The organism is Gluconacetobacter entanii (assembly GCF_003206495.1).
Classification (GTDB): domain Bacteria; phylum Pseudomonadota; class Alphaproteobacteria; order Acetobacterales; family Acetobacteraceae; genus Novacetimonas; species Novacetimonas entanii.
The window spans coordinates 46,591-66,925 of sequence record NZ_NKUF01000006.1; the positions used below are offsets into that span (position 1 = coordinate 46,591).

General features: G+C 65.7%; 16 protein-coding genes and 1 pseudogene. 4 read left to right on the top strand and 13 right to left on the bottom strand.

Features of this window, described 5'->3' with window-relative positions:
* Positions 1-121: 121 nt before the first annotated feature.
* From CFR72_RS04365 to glmU, 7 genes are all read right to left on the bottom strand, one after another.
* A complete protein-coding gene (locus CFR72_RS04365) occupies positions 122-2,749 on the bottom strand; it encodes a cation:proton antiporter (RefSeq protein WP_110912824.1) in 2,628 nt (875 codons plus the stop codon).
* A 253-nt stretch (positions 2,750-3,002) separates the two neighbouring features.
* On the bottom strand, positions 3,003-3,635 hold the full coding sequence (locus tag CFR72_RS04370; protein WP_110912825.1) for a thiamine phosphate synthase: 633 nt from the start codon (positions 3,633-3,635) through the stop codon (positions 3,003-3,005).
* The gene (locus CFR72_RS04375) at positions 3,632-4,405 is read right to left on the bottom strand and encodes a thiazole synthase (RefSeq protein ID WP_110093970.1); all 774 of its coding nucleotides are present in this window, start codon (positions 4,403-4,405) and stop codon (positions 3,632-3,634) included. The genes CFR72_RS04370 and CFR72_RS04375 overlap by 4 nt, the downstream gene beginning before the upstream one ends.
* 9 nt (positions 4,406-4,414) lie before the next feature.
* A complete protein-coding gene (thiS, locus tag CFR72_RS04380) occupies positions 4,415-4,612 on the bottom strand; it encodes a sulfur carrier protein ThiS (protein ID WP_110093971.1) in 198 nt (65 codons plus the stop codon).
* A 25-nt stretch (positions 4,613-4,637) separates the two neighbouring features.
* Positions 4,638-5,627 (bottom strand): FAD-dependent oxidoreductase, encoded by a 990-nt coding sequence (locus CFR72_RS04385; RefSeq protein ID WP_110912904.1) that lies wholly within the window; start codon positions 5,625-5,627, stop codon positions 4,638-4,640.
* 54 nt (positions 5,628-5,681) lie between these two features.
* Positions 5,682-7,505: a glutamine--fructose-6-phosphate transaminase (isomerizing) gene (gene glmS, locus CFR72_RS04390; protein ID WP_110912826.1), complete on the bottom strand. Its 1,824-nt coding sequence runs from the start codon at positions 7,503-7,505 to the stop codon at positions 5,682-5,684.
* Positions 7,505-8,902 carry a bifunctional UDP-N-acetylglucosamine diphosphorylase/glucosamine-1-phosphate N-acetyltransferase GlmU gene (gene glmU, locus CFR72_RS04395; RefSeq protein WP_456303976.1) on the bottom strand — a complete coding sequence of 466 codons (1,398 nt, stop codon included), beginning with the start codon at positions 8,900-8,902 and terminating at the stop codon, positions 7,505-7,507. Before glmU ends, glmS begins: the two co-directional genes overlap by 1 nt.
* Positions 8,903-8,983: 81 nt before the next feature.
* Between glmU and CFR72_RS04400 the strand changes: the two genes are divergently transcribed.
* Complete coding sequence (locus CFR72_RS04400) at positions 8,984-9,661, top strand: HAD hydrolase-like protein (RefSeq protein ID WP_244182171.1); 678 nt, start codon at positions 8,984-8,986, stop codon at positions 9,659-9,661.
* A 9-nt stretch (positions 9,662-9,670) separates the two neighbouring features.
* Here CFR72_RS04400 and gyrB read toward each other — a convergent pair whose 3' ends face one another.
* The 6 genes and pseudogenes from gyrB to mutM form a co-directional block, all read right to left on the bottom strand.
* Positions 9,671-12,139 carry a DNA topoisomerase (ATP-hydrolyzing) subunit B gene (gyrB, locus tag CFR72_RS04405; protein ID WP_216657575.1) on the bottom strand — a complete coding sequence of 823 codons (2,469 nt, stop codon included), beginning with the start codon at positions 12,137-12,139 and terminating at the stop codon, positions 9,671-9,673.
* Between the two features lie 98 nt (positions 12,140-12,237).
* Positions 12,238-13,362, bottom strand: a complete 1,125-nt coding sequence (gene recF / locus CFR72_RS04410; RefSeq protein WP_110912829.1) for a DNA replication/repair protein RecF — start codon at positions 13,360-13,362, stop codon at positions 12,238-12,240.
* Positions 13,363-13,387: 25 nt separating this feature from the next.
* Positions 13,388-14,512: a DNA polymerase III subunit beta gene (gene dnaN, locus CFR72_RS04415; RefSeq protein ID WP_110912830.1), complete on the bottom strand. Its 1,125-nt coding sequence runs from the start codon at positions 14,510-14,512 to the stop codon at positions 13,388-13,390.
* Between the two features lie 112 nt (positions 14,513-14,624).
* The gene (gene dnaA, locus CFR72_RS04420; protein ID WP_110912831.1) at positions 14,625-16,070 is read right to left on the bottom strand and encodes a chromosomal replication initiator protein DnaA; all 1,446 of its coding nucleotides are present in this window, start codon (positions 16,068-16,070) and stop codon (positions 14,625-14,627) included.
* Between the two features lie 379 nt (positions 16,071-16,449).
* Positions 16,450-16,719 carry a 30S ribosomal protein S20 gene (gene rpsT / locus CFR72_RS04425; RefSeq protein WP_003618383.1) on the bottom strand — a complete coding sequence of 90 codons (270 nt, stop codon included), beginning with the start codon at positions 16,717-16,719 and terminating at the stop codon, positions 16,450-16,452.
* A gap of 103 nt (positions 16,720-16,822) precedes the next feature.
* A pseudogene (gene mutM, locus CFR72_RS04430) lies at positions 16,823-17,690 on the bottom strand (bifunctional DNA-formamidopyrimidine glycosylase/DNA-(apurinic or apyrimidinic site) lyase).
* A gap of 29 nt (positions 17,691-17,719) precedes the next feature.
* Between mutM and CFR72_RS04440 the strand changes: the two are divergent.
* Genes CFR72_RS04440 through dut form a run of 3 tightly spaced genes read left to right on the top strand, consistent with a single transcriptional unit; the run spans position 17,720 to position 20,272 of the window.
* Positions 17,720-18,526, top strand: coding sequence for a class I SAM-dependent methyltransferase (locus CFR72_RS04440; RefSeq protein WP_110912834.1), 807 nt, complete (start codon positions 17,720-17,722; stop codon positions 18,524-18,526).
* A 13-nt stretch (positions 18,527-18,539) separates the two neighbouring features.
* Positions 18,540-19,796, top strand: a complete 1,257-nt coding sequence (gene coaBC / locus CFR72_RS04445; RefSeq protein WP_110912835.1) for a bifunctional phosphopantothenoylcysteine decarboxylase/phosphopantothenate--cysteine ligase CoaBC — start codon at positions 18,540-18,542, stop codon at positions 19,794-19,796.
* Positions 19,793-20,272, top strand: coding sequence for a dUTP diphosphatase (dut, locus tag CFR72_RS04450; protein ID WP_110912836.1), 480 nt, complete (start codon positions 19,793-19,795; stop codon positions 20,270-20,272). The genes coaBC and dut overlap by 4 nt, the downstream gene beginning before the upstream one ends.
* Positions 20,273-20,335: the final 63 nt, after the last annotated feature.

Genomic DNA, 20,335 nt, shown 5'->3' on the forward strand with positions numbered 1-20,335 from the left:
TTTATTCTTCTTCACCAGCCTTCGCGAAGGCTGCATCTTTCGAAGCTTTTTGAAAAAAGCTTCACCAAAAACGTCTTAATGACTGGATGATGATTTTGCGGGCAGGGATTATCCCCTGCCCTCAATCCTTTTTATCGGGGTCCGTGTCCTCGCGCATCGGCAGGGCGGAGGTGACAGGCGCGATCGCCAGTTCGATCGCATCGTCGGATGGCGACACGCCCGGCCTGTCCTTGCCCTCCCCCGGCAGCAGCCGTGCATCGGGCAGTTCCCCGTCCGCACGCGCCTGCGCCAGCTTCATCAGGTTGTCACGCACAACGGGATATTCCTCCACAAGGCGGCGGAAGGTGCGCGCACTCATCGTCAGGAAATGCCCGAACTGCAATGACCTGCTCGTCGCGGCGACACGCGCGCCGGTCAGGGCTTCTTCCGCGCCGATCACCGCCCCCGCGCCAAAGCGGACATCACGTTCGGCGTAATGCGTCTCCGCCAGGCCCGCGCTGATGAAATAGATGGTGTGGACCTTCTGCCCGCGCTTGTACAGCCGCTCCCCGGGGGAGGAGAAATGCAGCGACATCTTCATCGACAGGTCATGCAGCACCCCGTCAGGCAACCCCTTGAAGATGGCAAACCCGTGGATACGGCTTTCGATCCCGGCCTTGATGTTGAACTTCAGCCGGAAATCCAGATGCGCGCGCCGCTGCTCCACATCGCGGTGCAGTTCACGATGCAGCTCATCGCTGAGCAGGGATTCCGACAGGAGGGAGTCGTATTTCTCCTCCTCCAGCCGCAAGGCCACCTGCCGCAGCATCCGGTTCTCCAGCGCCTCGGAATAACCATGGTAGTGCAGGCGCAGGGTCTGCAATGCCTCATCCAGCAGCTTGCACTGACGGCCCAGCACCTCGCCGACGATTTCGCTGATGCGCACGCCCAGCGTCGGCTCCATGCGCGTGCGCATGAACCGCGTCAGGGAGAGGGAGACGAAATGCGCGATCATCAGCATCTCGAACCGTTCGGTCATGCAGTACATCAGCGGCAGGTCGAAATGCAGGCGGTGGTGGATCGCCTGCGCGATGCGGAACCGCAGCGACGGCTTCAGCCTGCGCCGCAGCGCGCGGACGTAGCCAAAGCGTCCCTCCAGCCGCGCGCCATCGACCATGGCCTCTGCCGAGCGCAGCAGCGTTTCCATCACCCTGCGCGACAGGCCCTGTATGCGAAACAGGTCCAGCAGGATGGAGCGTTCGCGGTTGCCGATCACGATCAGCGCCAGCGTCACGCGCTGCCGGTCGCCCAGCGCGGTATCGAACGTGTTGGCCTGCTGTTCCGTCGTAACGCGGCGGTCGAGGAACTGCACCACCGAGTTCGTGACATTGCGTGAAAAGCCCAGTTCGCCCGCAACCTCGCGTGTCTGGTCGCGCACTTCGCCCAGTCCGATGGCAAGGATCTGATGGCGCAGCGCCTGGTCGATCAGCGGCAACTGGTCCAGTTTCAGGAACAGCACGAGATAACGCAGCGTCGTGCCATTGACGAACAGGGTAATCAGCACGAACCCCGTGGCGATGATGCCGATGAAGTGCGCGATCTGGGTGGAGACATGCTCGTTCTCCGTCACGGCCAGCGCCAGCGCCAGCGTGATCGCGCCACGCAGTCCACCACAGACCATCGTGATCTTGAACTGGGTCGGCACCGGCGGCGACAGGCGGGTGGCGGCAAGGATGGGCAGCATCCCGAACACCACGGACGCACGCGCCAGAAGCCCCGCCCCCGTCGCGATCAGGATCAGCACGCAGTCCCAGCGCGTCATCCCCGCCAGCAGGCGCGGCACCAGCATGGAGGCCAGCACGAACACCAGTGACCCCGCCCAGAAGACAAGCTGCTGCCACAGTTCATTGAGGAAGCGCCATGTCTGCGGCCGGAAGGTGGAAGGGCCGTAGATGGAGATCGTCAGCCCCGACGCCGCCGTGGCGACCACGCCGGAGAAGCCGAGGAATTCGTCACACACGATATAGGACAGGTACGGCAGCGCCACCGTCAGCGTGATCTCCGCGGCGGGCGCGGCCCCGATGGTCGCGATCAGCATCAGCGTCAGGCGGCCAAAGACCACCCCGATCACCAGCGCGCCGGCGAACGACACCAGGAATTCCAGCACCGCGCCACCCAGCATGATCTTGTGATGCGCGGTGATGGAGGCCAGCAGGATGGAGAAGATGGAAATAGCCGCCGCGTCATTCAGCAGCGCCTCCCCCTCCACCAGTCGGGTCAGGCGGCTGGCCGCGCCAATTTCCTTGAATATCCCCGCCACGGCGGACGGGTCGGTCGTCGCCACGATGGAGCCGAGCAGCAGGCACACCGCCAGCGGCAGGCCCGCGAACGGATACAGCGCCAGCCCGATCGTGGCCGTGGACACCACCACCGCCACCACCGCCAGCAGCAGCACCGTGGCCGTTTCATGCGCCAGACGCCGCACGTCGATGCCCAGCGCGCCCTGAAACACGAGAATCGGCAGGAAGATCAGCAGGAACGCTTCGCTGTTGAGCGGGAAATCCAGCAGCGTTTCAGCCGCACCACTGAAAATCTCCAGATGCGCGCTGCGCAGGACAAGGTCCGCCACCCCGCCGATGACAATGCCAACGATGGCGAGCAGAACCGTTTCCGACAGTTCCAGACGACGGGCAATCGGCTGTACGGTACTGACGACCACCAGCAACATGGCAATCGCCATCAGAATTGCCGCAAGACCCGCTATCGCCATTCAACGCCCTCAAATTCTGGAAACCAGATCCCCGTTCCGGACCATCCTGTCGTGCAACCATGGACAGAATATGTCCGCCACCCGAAGATTTCCCGTCCGGGCGGGGATAAAAAACGCCACGTCACCATTTTTCACCCGTCCCGATGACGGGCGGCCGGCCTGCGGTCCTAACCTGGCATGTCGTTCATGAAAATTCCGCCTACACCTCGATTGTATTTATGCCACATCCTCGTTGCAGATAATACACAGAATTTCAGCCCCCCGCACCGACCGCATCCCCGGCCACCTGCGTCGCCTCCAGCCACGCCCGGACCTGCCCCGCGGGATCGGGCATGCGGATGAAATCCGACACGGCGGAGACACAGTCGGCACCGGCCGCGATGCATGACGGCGCGCGCGCCAGCGTAATCCCGCCAATGGCCACCAGCGGCAGTCCACCCACCAGTCGTTTCCATTCGCGCAGGCGTTCCACCCCCTGCGGCCCCCACGGCATTTTCTTCAGTTTTGTGGGCCATACCGGCCCCAGCGCGACATAATCGGGACGCACATCCAGCGCGCGGTGCAGTTCCTCGTGACTGTGGGTGCTGACCCCGAGGCGCAGTCCGGCACGGCGGATCGCGGGCAGGTCGGCCTCATCAAGGTCCTCCTGACCCAGATGGATGAAGTCGAGTCCTTCCTCGATCGCGACCTGCCAGTAGTCATTGAGCACGAGGCACACACCATGCGCCCGCGCCAGTGCGGCACCGTGGCGTATTTCCGCACGCAGCGCGTCCCCGTCCATGTCCTTGAGCCGCAACTGTATCAGTTTTGCACCGGCCTGCCCCAGTGTCGCGATCCAGTCCGCACGATCCACGACGGGGTAAATGCGCGAGGGAAGCGCCCTCATGCCAGCACCGCCTGACCGATCGTGGGCGTGGAGGGCACGGCCATGTCGCGCGCCTCCATCGGGTCGGCGACATAGGCCATGCGCCCGGCCTCCACCGCCATGGCGAAGGCGCGGGCCATCTCCACCGGGTTGCCCGCCTTCGCCACCGCCGTGTTGATCAGCACCGCGTCATAGCCAAGTTCCATCGCCTGCGCCGCGTGCGACGGCACGCCGATTCCCGCATCAACCACCAGGGGGATGTCGGGAAAATGCGCCCGCAGCGCACGCAACCCGAACAGGTTGTTCAGCCCCTTGCCCGACCCGATGGGGGCACCCCACGGCATCAGCACCTCGCACCCCGCGCGCAGCAGGCGTTCCGCGCCGACCAGGTCCTCCGTCATGTAGGGGAAGACCTTGAACCCGTCCTCGCTGAGGATGCGCGCGGCTTCCACAAGGGCGAACATGTCAGGCTGCAGCGTATCGGATTCCCCGATCACCTCCAGCTTGATCCAGTCGGTGCCGAACACCTCGCGCGCCATCTGCGCCGTGGTCACGGCCTCACGCACGCTGTGGCAGCCTGCGGTGTTGGGCAGCACCGGCACGCCAAGGTCGCGGATCAGGTTCCAGAATGCCTGTCCCGCGCGCTGCCCCGCCGATTCACGGCGCAGCGACACGGTCACGACGCCTGCATTCGCATGCCGCACCGCATCGGCCAGGATTTCGGGCGAAGGGTATTGCGCCGTCCCCAGCATAAGGCGGGAGGACAGTTCCGTTCCATAAAACCGGGTCATGTCGCGTGCCTATCCCCCCTGCATCGGCGCCAGGATTTCCACCCGGCACCCTTCATGAAGCGGCTGCGCGCCACGCCGGGCGGCGGCGATGAAATCGCCATCGACGGCGGTGGCGACACAGGCGTCGCCATAGCCAAGTTCGCGCAGCAGGGCGTCGAGCGTCTGCACGCCAACGTCATGAACTTCCTCGTTCACAAGGATCTTCATCCGCATTCTCCTCGCTTTGCGCCGATCAGGAACCGAACACGATATCCGCCGCTTCCCGCGCCCGCACGGGCGACAGTAGGAAGCCATGGCGATACATGCCATTCACATAAATTCGCTTACCATCGCGCCGGACGGCAGGCATGTTGTCCGGATATGACGGGCGCAGGCCGGTTCCGGTTTCCAGTATTTCCGCCTCGCCAAAGGCCGGATGCAGGGCATAGACCGCACCGAGGAGTTCCACCATCGAGCGCAGCGTCATGCCCCCGGCGTTTTCGCTTTCGATCATCGTCGCCCCCACCATGAACACATGGTCAGCGCGCGGGACAATGTAAACCGGGATGCGCGGATGCAGCATGCGCACCGGCCGCGACAGCGTGACATCGGGGCAGCGCAGCAGCAGCATCTCGCCCCGCACGCCGCGCATGTCCGACATCACGTCGCGCGCGGCAATGCCGGTGCAGTCCACGATCCAGTCATAGGCCCCTTCGTCATACGTCACGGGCGCATTGCACACGACCCGACCACCCAGCGCCTCCACCCGGCGGCCCAGCGCCATCAGCGCGTCACGCGGGTTGACGTGGCCTTCATGTTCGAAAAACAGCGCACGGGAAAAACGGTCACCCAGTTCAGGCTCCAGTTGCGCGATCTCCGCCTCCCCGATCGTGCGGAAATGCGACGTGCGCCGCCCGAAGCGCGCGATTTCGCCCACGTCGCGCGCGGGCGCCAGCACCAGCGTGCCGTTGCGCACCACGTCGGGCACATGCGCATCCCACCAGTCGAGCGAGGACAGCGACTGCGCCGTCACCTCCGGCGTCGCAGACTCCGCCTCGCACCACGGGGCAAGCATCCCGCCTGCCTTCCACGACGCGCCGGAACCGATGCGTGGCCCGCGTTCATGCACCACCACGCGCGCGCCGCGTTCGGCCAGGGTCACGGCGGCCGTCATGCCCGAAACCCCCGCGCCAAGCACCAGCACGGACGGGCCGTGGGCGGATGGCGCGGACTCGGCAGACATGTGCGGCGGCTGTGACATCGGCTGGATCCTTGATCTGTCGTGGGGGCGGGAACGCTATTCCACCGTGACCGATTTGGCGAGGTTGCGTGGCTGGTCCACGTCCGTCCCCTTCAGCAGCGCCACTTCGTAGGCGAGTATTTGCACCGGGATGGTCTGCACGATGGGGGCGGTGAATTCGTCCACCGTGGGAACCTCCACCACCACTTCCGCCACATCGCGCAGGCGGGGCGCGCCCTGCGTGTCGGTAAAGACCAGCAATCGCCCGCCACGCGCCTTCGCCTCCTGCAGGTTCGACAGCGTCTTGTCGAACAGGCGGCCCGACGGCACGGTCGCGACCACCGGCACCGTGCGGTCGATCATGGAGATGGGGCCATGCTTCATCTCGCCCGCAGCGTAGGCCTCCGCATGAATGTAGGTGATTTCCTTGAGCTTGAGCGCCCCTTCGAGCGCCACCGGAAAGGACGACCCGCGCCCCAGGTACAGCACGTCGCGCGCGCCGGCGACGATGGCGGCCATGCGGCGGATCGCGTCGCGCTGCTCGAACACCTCGTTCGCGCGGCTTGGCAGGTCGAGGAGCGCGGTGACCATCGCCTCCTCGGCGGCGGCGTCCAGATACCCGCGCGCGCGCCCGAGTGCGACCGTCAGACAGGCAAGGACCGAAAGCTGCGCCGTGAACGCCTTGGTGCTCGCGACCGAGATTTCTGGCCCCGCCACCGTGCCCAGCACCGCGTCGCTTTCGCGCGCCATGGTGCTCTGCTCCACATTGAGGACGGAGACGATATGCTGCCCCGCCTGGCGCATCCCGCGCAGCGCCGCCAGCGTGTCCGCCGTCTCCCCCGACTGGGAAATCAGCAGCCCAAGCCCGCCGGGCACCAGCGGCGGGTCGCGATAGCGCATCTCGCTCGCCACATCGATATCGACCGGCAGGCGCGCATACTGCTCCAGCCAGTAGCGGCCGATCATCCCGGCATAGAAGGCGGAACCACACGCCGTCACCACCGCGCGCGGCACCGTGGCCAGGTTGAACGGCAGGTCCGGCAGCACGACGCGCCGCGTGGCGGGGTCGATCAGGCGCTGCAGCGTCTGTCCGATCACGACGGGATGTTCGTGCAGTTCCTTTTCCATGTAATGCCGGTACCCGTCCTTGCCCACCGATCCCGCGATCAGCGCGGTGGTGCGGATGTGGCGCGTGACGGACCTGCCCTCCATGTCGAAGAACTCCGCCCCCTGCGGCGTCACGATGGTCCAGTCCCCGTCATCGAGATAGGCGATGCGGCGCGTCAGCGGCGCCAGCGCAAGGCTGTCGGAGCCGAGGAACATCTCGTCCTCGCCAAACCCCACCACCAGCGGCGCGCCATGGCGGGCACCGATGACCATGCCGTCATGCCCGGCAAAGATCATCGCCAGCGCATAGGCCCCCTCCAGCCGTTTCAGCGTCTCATGCGCCGCATCGCGCGGGGACAGGCCACGGCGCAGGTGATAATCGATCATCTGCGCGATCGTCTCGCTGTCGGTATCGGTGGAGAAGGTCTGGCCCGCGTCCTCAAGTTCGCGGCGCAGCTCCTCGAAATTCTCGATGATGCCGTTATGCACGACCGACACGCGTTCGGTGCCATGCGGGTGGGCGTTGTTTTCCGTCGGCGCGCCATGCGTGGCCCAGCGCGTATGCCCGATTCCCGTCACCCCGGGCAGCGGCACGCGCGCCAGCACGCTGGCGAGGTGGTCAAGCTTGCCCGCCGCACGACGACGCTCCACATGGCCATTTTCCAGCGTCGCGATCCCAGCCGAGTCATAGCCGCGATATTCAAGGCGACGCAGCGCGTCGAAAATGACCGGGGTGGCCTGATTCCTGCCAACGACACCGACAATGCCACACATCAGCCACGCTCCTTCGCTGCCTTGAGCCGGTCGCGAAAGGCCCTTGCGTATCCGGCCTTGTTGTCCTGCCCCGCCCGTCCGAACGCCATGGCGTCGTCGGGCACGTCCTTTGTAATCACGCTTCCAGCCGCGGTGATGACCCCTGCCCCCAGCGTCACTGGCGCCACAAGGATCGAATCCGACCCGATGAAGCTGCCTTCACCAATGACGGTCGTGTGCTTGAACACGCCATCGTAATTGCAGGTGATGGTGCCCGCACCGACATTGGTCCGCGCACCCACCTGCGCATTGCCCAGATAGGTCAGGTGGTTGGCCTTCGCCCCCTCGCCCAGCGTCGTGGCCTTGAGTTCGACGAAGTTGCCGACATGCGCGCGCGCGCCGACATCGCTGCCGGGACGCAGGCGGGCATACGGCCCGATCAGCGCGCCCTGCCGGACCACGCATCCTTCCAGATGGGAGAAGGAGCGGACCTCCACATCACGTTCCACCGTGACACCGGGGCCGAAGACGACATGCGGATGGATGACCACGTCGGGGGCCAGCACCGTATCAGTGCACAGGAACACCGTGTCCGGCGCCACCAGCGTCACGCCCTTTTCCATCGCGTCATGGCGCAGGCGCCGCTGCACGCTGGCCTCCGCCACGGCGAGTTCGGCGCGCGAATTGATGCCGCGCAGTTCGTCCTCCGACGCCACGACGGCGCGCACGCACACGCCATCGGCCACGGCCTGCGTCACCACGTCACCAAGGTAGTATTCACCCTGCGCATTGTCGTTGCGCACCTCATTGAGCCAGCGGCGGAAATCCTGCGCATCGGCGCACAGCACGCCCGCATTGCACAGGTCGATGGCGCGTTCCTGTGGCGTGGCGTCGGCCCATTCGACAATCCGCACCACGTTGTCACCCTGCGTCACGACGCGGCCGTACCGCCCCGGATGGGCGGGCCGCATCGCCAGCAGCGCAAGGCCTACGCCCGGCTGCCTGCGGCAGGCGAGCAGCTCGCGCATGGTCTGCGCGGTAATCAGCGGGTTGTCGCCATACAGCACCGCGACATCGCCCGTGCCGAAATACGCCTCTGCCTGCAGCGCCGCGTGCGCGGTGCCAAGGCGGTCGGCCTGCACCACCACCGCATGCGGCGCGGCGAGGGCCGCGACATCCTCCATCCCCGGACCGACGACGACCACGATGTGGTCGAATACCTGTTCGGCGTTATCGAGCAGATGGCGCAGCATCGGCTGCCCCGCAAGCGGATGCATGACCTTGGGCCGTTCGGAACGCATGCGCGTGCCCCGCCCGGCGGCAAGGATGACCGCCGTGGCCTGACGGGACGGGGAAGGCGAGGATGGGGAAGATGGAATGGTGCTCATGACTTTTTGCGGGTAGCCCCCGCCCGGCAGACCTGTCAAACCCGGAGAGGAACAAGATACCATCACTTAGATTTTCCGATTGCTACCACAAGAGCCACCGGGGAGTGCCGGATGCCTGCCCTTCCCCCCCGCCTGGCGGTTTTCGACATGGACGGCACGCTGATCGACAGCCTGCCGGACCTTGCTGCCTGCGCCTGTCGCCTTCTGCATCACTATGGCCTGCCCCCCATTACCCCCGACACCCTGCGCCCCATGATCGGCGATGGCGTAGGCGTGCTGGTGCGTCGCCTGCTGGCGCATGCGGGCGATGCGGCGCGCGGCATCGACCCCGATGACGCCGTCGGCCGTTACATGGCGGACTATACCCCACATTCGACCGACCTGTCGCATCCCTTCACCGGCACCCGCGCCACCCTGTCGAGCCTGAAGGGCGCGGGATGGAAGCTTGCGGTCTGCACCAACAAGCCGGTGGCGGCGGCACGGCACATCCTGCGTGTCATGAAACTGGACCCGTGGTTCGACGCGGTGGGCGGCGGTGACAGCTTCGCCGTGCGCAAGCCCGACCCGCGCCACCTGCTTGGCACGATCGAAATGGCGGGCGGCGTGCCCGGACGCGCGATCATGGTGGTCGACCACCGCAACGACATCGCCGCCGCAACGGGTGCGCATGTGCGCGGCATCTTCGCCCGGTGGGGATATGGCGCGCCGGAAATGGAGGCCGGGGCGACCGCAGGCGCGGATTCCATTTCCGAAATCCCGCATATCGCCCGCGACCTGCTCCCCGACTGATCCCTGCCCTCAGACGTCGAGGTTCGCGACCTTCAGCGCGTTGCCCACGATGAAGTCGCGACGCGGTTCGACCACATCGCCCATCAGGGTGGAGAATACCTGCGCCGCGTTCTCCACATCGCCCACCCGCACCTGCAGCAGTGTGCGCATGGCGGGATCAAGCGTGGTTTCCCACAACTGCGCATCGTTCATTTCACCCAGTCCCTTGAACCGGTTGATCGAAAGCCCGCGTCGCCCCTGCGCGATGATGCGTTCATAGACCGAGGCCGGACCGTCGAGCGTGAGGGTCTGGCTGTCGAGTGACAGTTCCACCCTGCTGCCGAAATCGGCCGCGATACGGTCATGGTGTTCGGACAGCCAGCGGACCTCCGCACTGCGCAGGGTCGCGGGATCAAGGCGATAGACCTCGCCCACGCCACGCACGCTGCGCGCCATTTCCAGTCCGTCGGCGCTCGCCGCGACCTTCCACCCACGCTCCGATTCCGCGGAGACGGCATCAAGCCGCGACTGAAGTTCGATGACCCGCTCCGGTGTGGCCGCCGGATTGGCCGACAGCGCACCGGCAATGGCTGCCTGTTCAAGGATCCAGACCGGCGCACGCACCGCAAGCCGCGACAGGGCGCGCGCGACATCGCGGATGAAGGCGACCTCGGTCCGCAGTGCGTCGCCCGTCACCTCGCGCCCGTCGGCATAGCGCAGGGTCGCATGCGCCAGCGCCTTGTCGAGCAGGTATTCCTCCAGCGCCGCATCATCCTTGAGGTACCGCTCGTCATTGCCGCGCTTGGCGCGGTACAGCGGCGGCTGCGCGATGTAGAGGTAGCCATTTTCGATCAGTTCGGGCATCTGGCGGAAGAAGAACGTCAGCAGCAGCGTGCGGATGTGCGATCCGTCCACGTCGGCGTCCGTCATGATGACGATGCGGTGGTAGCGCAGTTTTTCCAGCGAAAAACCGCCATGTTCCACGTCGCCCCGCCCGATGCCCGTGCCGAGCGCCGTAATCAGCGTGCCGATTTCCGCGGAGCCAAGCATGCGGTCGAATCGCGCGCGCTCCACATTGAGGATCTTGCCCTTCAGCGGCAGGATCGCCTGGAACCGGCGGTCACGTCCCTGCTTGGCCGTGCCACCTGCGGAGTCACCCTCCACGATGAATAGTTCGGACTTGGCCGGATCGCGTTCCTGACAGTCAGCAAGCTTCCCCGGAAGCGAGGAAATGTCGAGCACCCCCTTGCGCCGGGTCAGTTCACGCGCGCGCCGCGCCGCCTCACGCGCGGCGGCGGCGTCCATCACCTTCGCCACGATCTGGCGCGCTTCCTTGGGATGCGTCTCGAACCAGTGGGAAATCATGTCGGCGGCGGCGGCATGCACCACGGGCTGCACCTCCGACGAGACCAGCTTGTCCTTGGTCTGCGAGGAGAATTTGGGATCGGGCACCTTGACCGACAGCACCGCCGTCAGGCCCTCGCGCATGTCCTCGCCCGCCAGCGCGTGGGAATCCTTCTTCGACGCATTCGCCTCGGCATAGCGGCCGACGATGCGCGTCAGGGCCTGGCGGAACCCGGCAAGGTGGGAGCCGCCGTCACGCTGGGGGATGTTGTTGGTGAAGCACAGCATCGTTTCATGGAAACTGTCGTTCCATGTCAGGGCGAATTCGACCTTGATGCCGTTTTCCTCGTTCTGCAGGCTGCCGGTGATCGGCGGCTCCACGATCGGGGTCTTGCCATGGTCGAGCCATTCGACAAAGGCGGACAGGCCCCCTTCGTAATGGAACGATTCCTCCCGCGCGGGGGTATGGCGCTCGTCACGCAGGATGATGGCCAGGCCGGAATTGAGGAACGCCAGTTCGCGCAGCCGCCGCTCCAGCACGGAAAACTGGAATTCGACGATGGCGAAGGTCTCGGCGCTCGGCTTGAAGGTGACCTGCGTGCCGCGTGGCTCGTCGCTGTCGCCCACGACACTCAACGGTGCCTCGCGCTCGCCGGCGCGGAAGCGGATCATGTGCTCCTTGCCGTTGCGCCAGATCCGCACCTCCATCCATTCGGACAGGGCGTTGACGACCGCAGCGCCCACGCCATGCAGGCCGCCGGAGACCTTGTAGGAATTCTGGTTGAACTTGCCGCCCGCATGCAGCTTCGTCAGCACGACCTCGGCGGCGCTGATCCCTTCCTCATGATGCATGTCGGTCGGGATGCCGCGTCCGTTGTCGCGCACGGTGACGCTGCCGTCACCATTGAGCGTCACGATGCAGGTGGTCGCATAACCGGCCTGTGCCTCGTCCACCGCGTTGTCGATGATCTCGAACGCCATGTGGTGCAGGCCGGAACCATCGTCGGTGTCGCCGATATACATGCCCGGGCGCTTGCGCACCGCGTCCAGCCCCTTGAGAACCGAGATGGAGGCCGCATCATAATCCGCAGCCGTGACGGGAATATCCCCCGCTTCGGCATCGTGTTTCTGATCGGGATTGGATGGGTCAGACATGCCGGACAGATGCTCCACAACAGGGTCACGCGTTGAAGGAGTGTTATACATCGAACCCGCCCCCGTGACCAAGCTTTCCCCTTCATAAATCGGGGGAATCAGGGAATTGGGAGCAGAGCGCCATCACGGGGCATGACAAAGGCCGCCTGATCGCGCAAGGGCCCGAACTGTGCCGCGTCCGTGCCGCTGAGCATCACAGTCGTCTCCAGCCGCCCGATGGCGCGGAACAGCGCATTGCGCCGCGCCTCGTCCAGATGCACCAATGGTTCGTCCAGCAGGATCAGTGGCGCCTGCCCCCGCGCCTGCGCGATCAGGCGCGCATGCGACAGCACCACGCCGACCAGCATCGCCTTCTGCTGTCCCGTGCTCGACTGCGCGGCGCTGCGCCCCGTGGCGCGGTCATGCATGTGCAGGTCGGTGCGGTGCGCGCCGACGGACGCGCTGCCCCGCGCACGATCCCGCCCCCGTGACGCCGCAAGCTGCGCGCGCAGCCAGTCCTCCACCGCAAGGGCGGGTGTCTGGCGCAGGCGCTGCGCGATGTCGCTTTCCAGTGCCATTACCGTTGCGGGAAACCCGTCGCACAGCGCCACGTCATCCCCATTGAGCAGCGTAACAAGCCCCGCCCGCGCCGCCGTGGCCGCAACGCCATGCCGCGCCATCGCATCCTCCAGCGCGGACAGCCATGCGGGATCGGCCCCGCCCGCGGCCAGCAGCCGGTTGCGCTGCATCATCGCATGGTCATGGGCGGCAAGTTCACGCGCATGGCCCGGCTCCATCGCAAGGACAAGCCGGTCCAGGAAACGACGCCGCCCCGCCGCCCCTTCCTGGAACAGGCGATCCATCTGCGGTTTCAGCCATACGGCCGAAAGGAAATCGGAAACCCGTCCCCGGTTGCGCAGTGCCTCCCCATCAAGGCGGACGACACGGCGTTCGGGACGGGCGGGGTCGGACCCCACCGCGAGTTCGCGCACTCCCGCCTCGACCCCGTCGGGCACGTCGATGCGCGCCGCAACACCCCAGCGCGTGCCGCCATGACGCGGCAGGTCCGCCACGCGCGCCCCGCGCAGGCCACGGCCGGGCAGCAGGAGGGAGACGGATTCAAGGAGATTGGTCTTGCCACTGCCATTTTCGCCCACAACCACCGTGACCGGCGTTTCAGGCGTCCATGACAGATGGCGGTAATTGCGGAAATCCGTCAGGACCAGCCGCGAAAGATGGGCCATACGTGCCCGAAAACCCGACGCGCGATCAGACGCGCATCGGCATCAGCACATACAATGCCGAAGGACGGTCCACATCACGCACGATGGTGGGGGCGGAACTGTCGGAAAACGCGAATTCGACGTTCTTGTCGATCTGGTCGGTGATGTCGTTGAGGTAGCGCGCCTGGAACCCGATCTCGATCGGGCTTGCGTCATAGACGACGTGGCTGTCGTCAAGCTCCTCCGTCGCGGTGCCCTGGTCCTGGCTGGCGGCGGACAGGGTCAGCAGGTTCTGCGTCACCGTCAGCTTGACCGGGCGGGAGCGTTCCTGGCTGATCGCGGCCACGCGGGAGACCGCGTCGGAAAAGATCTTCTTGCCCACATGCAGGATCTTGTCGTTGCCGGTGGGGATCACACGCTCATATTCCGGGAAGGTGCCGTCAATCAGCTTCGACGTCAGGATCACGTTGCCCACGGTAAACTGGATGCGCGTATCCGACAGGGCGACACCGATATGTTCCGGCCCTTCCTCCAGCAACTTGCGCAGTTCATTGACCGTCTTGCGCGGGATGATGACGCCCGGCATGCCCGCGGCACCTTCCGGCAGGTCGGTTTCCACGCGCGCAAGGCGGTGCCCGTCGGTTGCGACCGCGCGCAGCATCGGCCCCTGCGGCGTTTCGGCCACGTGGAAATAGATGCCGTTGAGGTAGTAGCGCGTCTCCTCCGTGGAGATGGCGAAGCGACTGCGGTCGATCAGGCCACGCAGCGCCTGCGACGCGATGGTGAATTCATGCGGCAGCGCCCCCGCCATCATGGAGGGGAAGTCGTCCACGTCCAGCACGTTGAGGCTGGTGGTGAAACGCCCCGCCCGCAGGGCAAGCGGCGCATCGCCCCCGGCCTGGTCAAGTTCGACCACGGCACCATCGGGCAGGCGGCGCACGATGTCGCACAGCACGGCGGCCGGCGCGGTCACCGCCCCGTCACGCAGGGTTTCCGCCGAAATACCCTCCACCACCGCGATTTCCATGTCGGTCGCCGTCATGGTCATCAGGCCGTCCGTGACATTGATCAGGACATTGGCAAGGATGGGGATGGTGTTACGCTTCTCTGCCACGCCCTGAATATGCAGCAGCGCCTTGAGCAGGGTCGCGCGATCAGCCTTCAGCTTCATGTGTAACAAATCCTCCTTGCCCGGTGGCACGGCCCGTTACAGGACGGCGCAATGGGGGCAATAGGTCTAGCAGCCTGATGAAGATGCGAAAAGAGGGCGCAGCCGGAAAAAGTCAGCTTTCGAGCATCCGCCGCAGGAGTTCGACATCCTCCGCAAAAGCGGGATCCTGCTCCATGAGTTCCATGACCCGCCGCACGGCATAGATCACGGTCGTATGGTCGCGGTTGCCGAACTTGCGCCCGATTTCGGGAAGCGAGCGCGAGGTCAACTGTTTCGACAAGTACATCGCCACCTGCCGGGGACGCGCCACCACGGTCGAACGCCGCGCCGAGGACATGTCCGTCAGGCGGATGTTCCAGTGTTCGGCGACCTTGCGCTGTATTTCCTCGATCGTGACGCGGCGGTTGTTGGCCTTGAGGATGTCGTGCAGCACATCCTGCGTCGCCTCCAGCGTCACGGGACGGCCGAACAGGTTGGCGTGCGCGATCAGGCGATTGAGCGCGCCCTCAAGCTCACGCACGTTGGACGTGATCTTGTGCGCAAGGAATTCCAGCACCTTGGCCGGCACATCGACACCCGACGCCGTGGCCTTCGCCTCAAGGATGGAGATGCGCAGTTCGAACGTGGTCGCATGGATGTCGGCCACCATGCCGCAGCCAAGGCGCGTGCGAAGCCGGTCCTCCAGCCCCGACAGGTCGGAAGGCGACTTGTCCGCCGAAACCACGATCTGCCGCCCGGCATCGACCAGCGCGTTGAAGGTGTGGAAGAATTCTTCCTGCGTGTTGTCCTTGCCGATCAGGAACTGCAGGTCGTCGATCATCAGCACATCGACCGAACGCAACTGCTCCTTGAATTCCATGGTCGATTGCGAACGGATGGCGGCGATGAAGCGGTACATGAACTTCTCGGCCGACATGTAGGCGACCGAGACCCGCCCCTCGCGCACCAGTTCGGAACCGATCGCATGCATCAGGTGCGTCTTGCCAAGGCCGACGCCACCATACAGGAACAGGGGGTTGAAGCCCGGGCTTGACGGGCGTTCGGCCACGCGCCGCGCGCAGGCATAGGCGAATTCGTTGGGCTTGCCGACCACGAAGGTCTCGAACGTGAAGCGCGGGTCAAGCGGGGCGGCAAGGTCGCTGCGCACCTCCGCCGTGCGGGGTTCCTCGACCACGGCGGCTTCCACGACGGGGGCGGCGACCGGCGCGGCGGGATGGGACTCGGCCGTCGCGGCCTCCCCTTCCGCTGAAGAGGACGGGCCACGCGCCACCTGGAGTTCGACGCGACGGATGGCCGGGATTTCCGCATGCCACAGCGCGCCAAGGCGATCCCCGTACTGCCACCGCACCCAGTCGCGCAGGAAGCGCGTGGGCAGGTACAGGGTGATCTCGTCCTCCTCGACGGGGCCGACGCCCATCTGCCTCAGCCAGGTGTTGTATTCCACCTCCCCGACCTCGGCCTTGAGGCGGGCGCAGATACGCGACCAATGGATGTCGAGAATGCTTTTCTGCGCATTCGCCTCGGCAACCTCGTCATATCCTTCCAGTCCGCCCGTCATCTTCACTCCCGGCCATTCAGGGACATGACAGTCCGCGTCCGCGAAATGCCTGTTCAACGTTAAACACACCATCCCCAACGCATGCGGACACGTTCGCGTTTTCCGCGCCATGAAGGCACGAAAACCCATGCGCCGACACATCGACGCCCCAGCAGCATACCGATGAGGATGCCCAGAAGTTAGTGCAGGGAATCGGAGGAAGCAACGGGAATCTGGCCGGGCGGCGATCAAAACCGACTCCGCGACAGAAAAACATACGAAAAAGAAACAGCCCGAAAATAAAAAGGACCACACCATGCCGAAATGACACGATGCAGTCCCAATCATTACACGGAAAATACTTTATCCGTATAAGCAGCCATCAACCCAATTCAATGGATCAGGCAGCCGCCAGCGCCTTGATACGTGCGGACAGGCGCGAAATGCGGCGGGCCACGGTGTTGGCGTGCATGACGCCCTTGCCGACCGCGCGCTGCAGTTCAGGCTGCGCCGCGCGCAGGGCGACGGAGGCGTCTTCCTTCTTGCCGGCCTCGATCGCGGTCTCGACCTTCTTGACGAAGGTGCGCACGCGGGAGATGCGGGCGGTGTTGCGCGCGTTGCGGCGCTCGGTCTGACGGATGCGCTTACGCGCTGATGCAGTATTGGCCATCGTTCTCAGTTCAGCAAAAAATCAGGTTACGGCGGTCCGCCACCCGATAGTTGCGGACATCCAGATATCAGGATCGCGGTCTAGTCCACCCTTTCCCCATCCGTCAAGACAAGTCTTGCGCCACCGTCGCGGTTTCCTGCCGCCGGGGACAGAAAAATGACGACCGCCCGCCCTGCACGATCCGCTCCACGCCACCGCAGGCGGGTGGGCCGGGACAGTCGGGACAGCCCTGCCCCGCACGGCCATAGACACGCCACGCATGCTGGAAATACCCAAGCTCCCCGTCGGGTTTCACGTAATCACGCAGACTCGACCCGCCAGCGGCGATCGCCTCGGTCAGGACATCGCGGATGCTGGCCACGAGGGCGGTGCATTCCGCGTCATTCAGGCTGCCTGCCATGCGTTCGGGATGCACGCCCGCGCGGAACAGGGCTTCGGACACGTAGATGTTGCCAAGGCCCGCCACCACGCGCTGGTCCAGCAGCAGCGCCTTGACCGAGGTCCTGCGCGCCCGTGCCGCGCGGGCCAGTCCTTCGGCATCGAACCCGTTGCCCAGCGGTTCCGGCCCCATGCGCGCCAGCAGGGGATGTGACGTGGCCGTATCGGCCGCCAGCAGGTCCACGATGCCAAAGCGCCGTGGGTCCACAAGGCCGCAGCGCGCGCCCTGTTCCGTCACGATCAGCAGGTGCTCATGCCGCGCGGCGGGCACACTGACGTCATGGCCCAGCACGACACGTCCCGACATGCCCAGATGCATCAGCAGCGCCTGCCCGTCATCAAGGTGGATGAGGATGTATTTGCCCCGCCGCTCGAACCGCGTGATCACGCGCCCGCGCAGCGAGTCGGCCAGTCCCGGCGGGAAGGGCCAGCGCAGCCCCTCACGCAGGGGGGGTGGCAGTTGCAATCTTGTGACCTTCGAGATGCAATCGCATCCCGCGCATCACAGTTTCTACTTCAGGGAGTTCCGGCATGACTGATTATAAGGTTATATCTCCGGATCATGAGCGACAATAGCCACCATCCCCACTCCGCCCCTTCCCCGTCCGCTGGCGCAGCGCCAGGCGGCGGCCCCTCCGGCACGACCGATTTCGGTTTCCGCGACGTCCCGGTCACGGAAAAGAAATCCATGGTCCGCCAGGTCTTCGACAGTGTCGCGGGCAAATACGACGTCATGAACGACGTCATGTCCCTGGGTATCCACCGGGCATGGAAAAAGATCTTCGTCACCGAACTCGGCCCGCACCCGGACCTGCGCCTGCTCGACCTTGCCGGGGGGACGGGCGACATCTCGTTCGGCTGGCTGCGTGGCGGCGGCGGCCCCGCGATCCTGTCGGACATCAATGTCAGCATGCTGGCGGTCGGACGTGACCGTGCGCTGTCGCGCGGCCTTGTCTCCGGCCTGAACTTCGTCGCCGTCGATGCGGAGGCCATTCCCATCGCCGACTGTTCCGTCGATCGCGTTTCCATCGCGTTCGGCCTGCGCAACTGCACGGACAAGCTGCAGGTCCTGCGCGAGGCGCGGCGCGTGCTGCGTCCGGGCGGGCGGTTCCTGTGCCTTGAGTTCTCCCGCGTGCAGGTCGCGGCCCTTGCCCCCGTTTATGACGCATGGTCGTTCCAGGTCCTGCCGCGCATGGGTGCGGCCATCGCAGGCGACCGCGAAAGCTACCAGTACCTTGCCGAAAGCATCCGCATGTTCCCCGATCAGGAGACGCTGGCGGAGATGATGCGCGAAGCCGGCCTGGAACGCGTGACCTACCAGAACCTGTCGGGCTGGATCGCGGCGATCCATTCGGGCTGGCGCATCTGACGGGGCCAGGGTGATGAATGACGCGCGCCCGTCCGTCCTGCTGGTTGTATGTGGCGGGATCGCCGCGTTCAAGGCGCTGGAACTCGTCCGCCGCCTGACGGCGCGTGGCGTGCGGGTGCGTGCGGTCCTGACCCGCGCGGGCGCGCAATTCATCACCCCGCTCAGCCTGCAGGCGCTGACGGGGGAGCGTGTTTACGAAGACCTGTTTTCCCTGACGGACGAACAGGAAATGGGCCATATCGCCCTGTCGCGCGGCAGCGACCTGATCGTCGTCTGCCCCGCCACGGCGGACATGCTGGCGCGCATGGCGGCGGGACTGGCCGATGACCTGGCAAGCACGGTGCTGCTGGCGACCGACACGCCGGTCATGGCCGTGCCTGCGATGAACGTGCGCATGTGGCTGCATCCCGCAACCCGCGCCAATGTGGCGACACTGGCGGCGCGCGGCGTCACCTTCGTCGGGCCGGAAGACGGCCTGATGGCCTGCAATGAAACCGGGCCGGGCCGGATGAGCGAACCCGGCACCATCGCCGATGCCATCATGGAGGCCCTGCGCCCTGCCCCGCAACCACTGCGTGGCCTGCGCGCGCTGGTCACGGCGGGGCCGACGCATGAACCGATCGACCCGGTGCGCTACATCGCCAACCGCTCCTCGGGGCGGCAGGGATATGCGATCGCCGATGCGCTGGCGCGCGCGGGGGCCGAAGTGACGCTGGTCAGTGGACCGACCACCCTGCCGCCACCTGCGGGCGTTACGCTGCGGCGGGTGGAGACGGCGGTGCAGATGCTCGCTGCGTGCGAGGCCGCGCTGCCGTGCGACATCGCCATCTGCACCGCCGCCGTGGCCGACTGGCGCGTGGCGCAGGCAGGCACGCGCAAGATCAAGAAGACACCCGGCGCGCCCCCGCCGACGCTGGCGCTGGTGCCCAATCCCGATATCCTTGCCCACCTGTCACGCCCCGGCCCGCTGCGTCCGCGCCTTGTGATCGGTTTTGCCGCCGAAACCGACGATGTGCGCGACAATGCGACGGCCAAGCGCCAGCGCAAGGGCTGTGACTGGATCATCGCCAATGATGTGCGCGCGGAAACCGGCATCATGGGCGGGGATGAAAACGAGATCACACTGATCACCGCCACAGGTTCCGAACACTGGCCCCGCATGTCCAAGGACGCGGTGGCGGCAGGACTTGTGCGCAGGATCGCGGCGACATTCGCCACCACACCTGACATCGTCCCAGATGACATTCCCCCAGACGGAGTCCCTGCATGAGCATTCCCCCCCTGCCCGTTCGCATCCGCCGCCTTGCCCATGCCGAGGGACTGCCGCTTCCTGCCTATGCCACCGCCGGGGCGGCGGGCATGGACCTTGTGGCGGCGGTGCGTGAACCCATGACGATCTGGGCCGGCGGGCGCGCACTGGTGCCCACGGGCCTGTGCGTTGCGCTGCCGGCGGGATACGAACTGCAGATCCGGCCGCGTTCGGGCCTTGCGCTGAAACATGGCATCACGCTGCCCAACGCCCCCGGCACGATTGACGAGGATTATCGCGGGGAGATTGGCATCATCATGCTCAATACCGGGGAGGAGGCCTTCGTGATCGAACGCGGCATGCGCATCGCGCAGGCGGTGCTGGCCCCCGTCGTGCGCGGCGTGTGGGAGGAATGCGAAACCCTTGACGATACCGCGCGCGGCACCGGCGGCTTCGGCAGCACCGGGACACAGGCGGCACCGGGGACGACAGGGTGAACGAACCACCGCTTCCCGCGCACAGCCACAGGGTCCGCCCGAACCTGTTCGACCTTGTGGGAC

What these genes read in the sequence shown, in the direction of transcription:
- CFR72_RS04365 (WP_110912824.1), bottom strand. Translation starts at nt 2,749, where the DNA reads ATGGCGATAGCGGGTCTTGCGGCAATTCTGATGGCGATTGCCATGTTG.
- CFR72_RS04370 (WP_110912825.1), bottom strand. Translation starts at nt 3,635, where the DNA reads ATGAGGGCGCTTCCCTCGCGCATTTACCCCGTCGTGGATCGTGCGGAC.
- CFR72_RS04375 (WP_110093970.1), bottom strand. Translation starts at nt 4,405, where the DNA reads ATGACCCGGTTTTATGGAACGGAACTGTCCTCCCGCCTTATGCTGGGG.
- thiS (WP_110093971.1), bottom strand. Translation starts at nt 4,612, where the DNA reads ATGAAGATCCTTGTGAACGAGGAAGTTCATGACGTTGGCGTGCAGACG.
- CFR72_RS04385 (WP_110912904.1), bottom strand. Translation starts at nt 5,627, where the DNA reads ATGTCTGCCGAGTCCGCGCCATCCGCCCACGGCCCGTCCGTGCTGGTG.
- glmS (WP_110912826.1), bottom strand. Translation starts at nt 7,505, where the DNA reads ATGTGTGGCATTGTCGGTGTCGTTGGCAGGAATCAGGCCACCCCGGTC.
- CFR72_RS04400 (WP_244182171.1), top strand. Translation starts at nt 8,984, where the DNA reads ATGCCTGCCCTTCCCCCCCGCCTGGCGGTTTTCGACATGGACGGCACG.
- gyrB (WP_216657575.1), bottom strand. Translation starts at nt 12,139, where the DNA reads ATGTCTGACCCATCCAATCCCGATCAGAAACACGATGCCGAAGCGGGG.
- recF (WP_110912829.1), bottom strand. Translation starts at nt 13,362, where the DNA reads ATGGCCCATCTTTCGCGGCTGGTCCTGACGGATTTCCGCAATTACCGC.
- dnaN (WP_110912830.1), bottom strand. Translation starts at nt 14,512, where the DNA reads ATGAAGCTGAAGGCTGATCGCGCGACCCTGCTCAAGGCGCTGCTGCAT.
- dnaA (WP_110912831.1), bottom strand. Translation starts at nt 16,070, where the DNA reads ATGACGGGCGGACTGGAAGGATATGACGAGGTTGCCGAGGCGAATGCG.
- rpsT (WP_003618383.1), bottom strand. Translation starts at nt 16,719, where the DNA reads ATGGCCAATACTGCATCAGCGCGTAAGCGCATCCGTCAGACCGAGCGC.
- CFR72_RS04440 (WP_110912834.1), top strand. Translation starts at nt 17,720, where the DNA reads ATGAGCGACAATAGCCACCATCCCCACTCCGCCCCTTCCCCGTCCGCT.
- coaBC (WP_110912835.1), top strand. Translation starts at nt 18,540, where the DNA reads ATGAATGACGCGCGCCCGTCCGTCCTGCTGGTTGTATGTGGCGGGATC.
- dut (WP_110912836.1), top strand. Translation starts at nt 19,793, where the DNA reads ATGAGCATTCCCCCCCTGCCCGTTCGCATCCGCCGCCTTGCCCATGCC.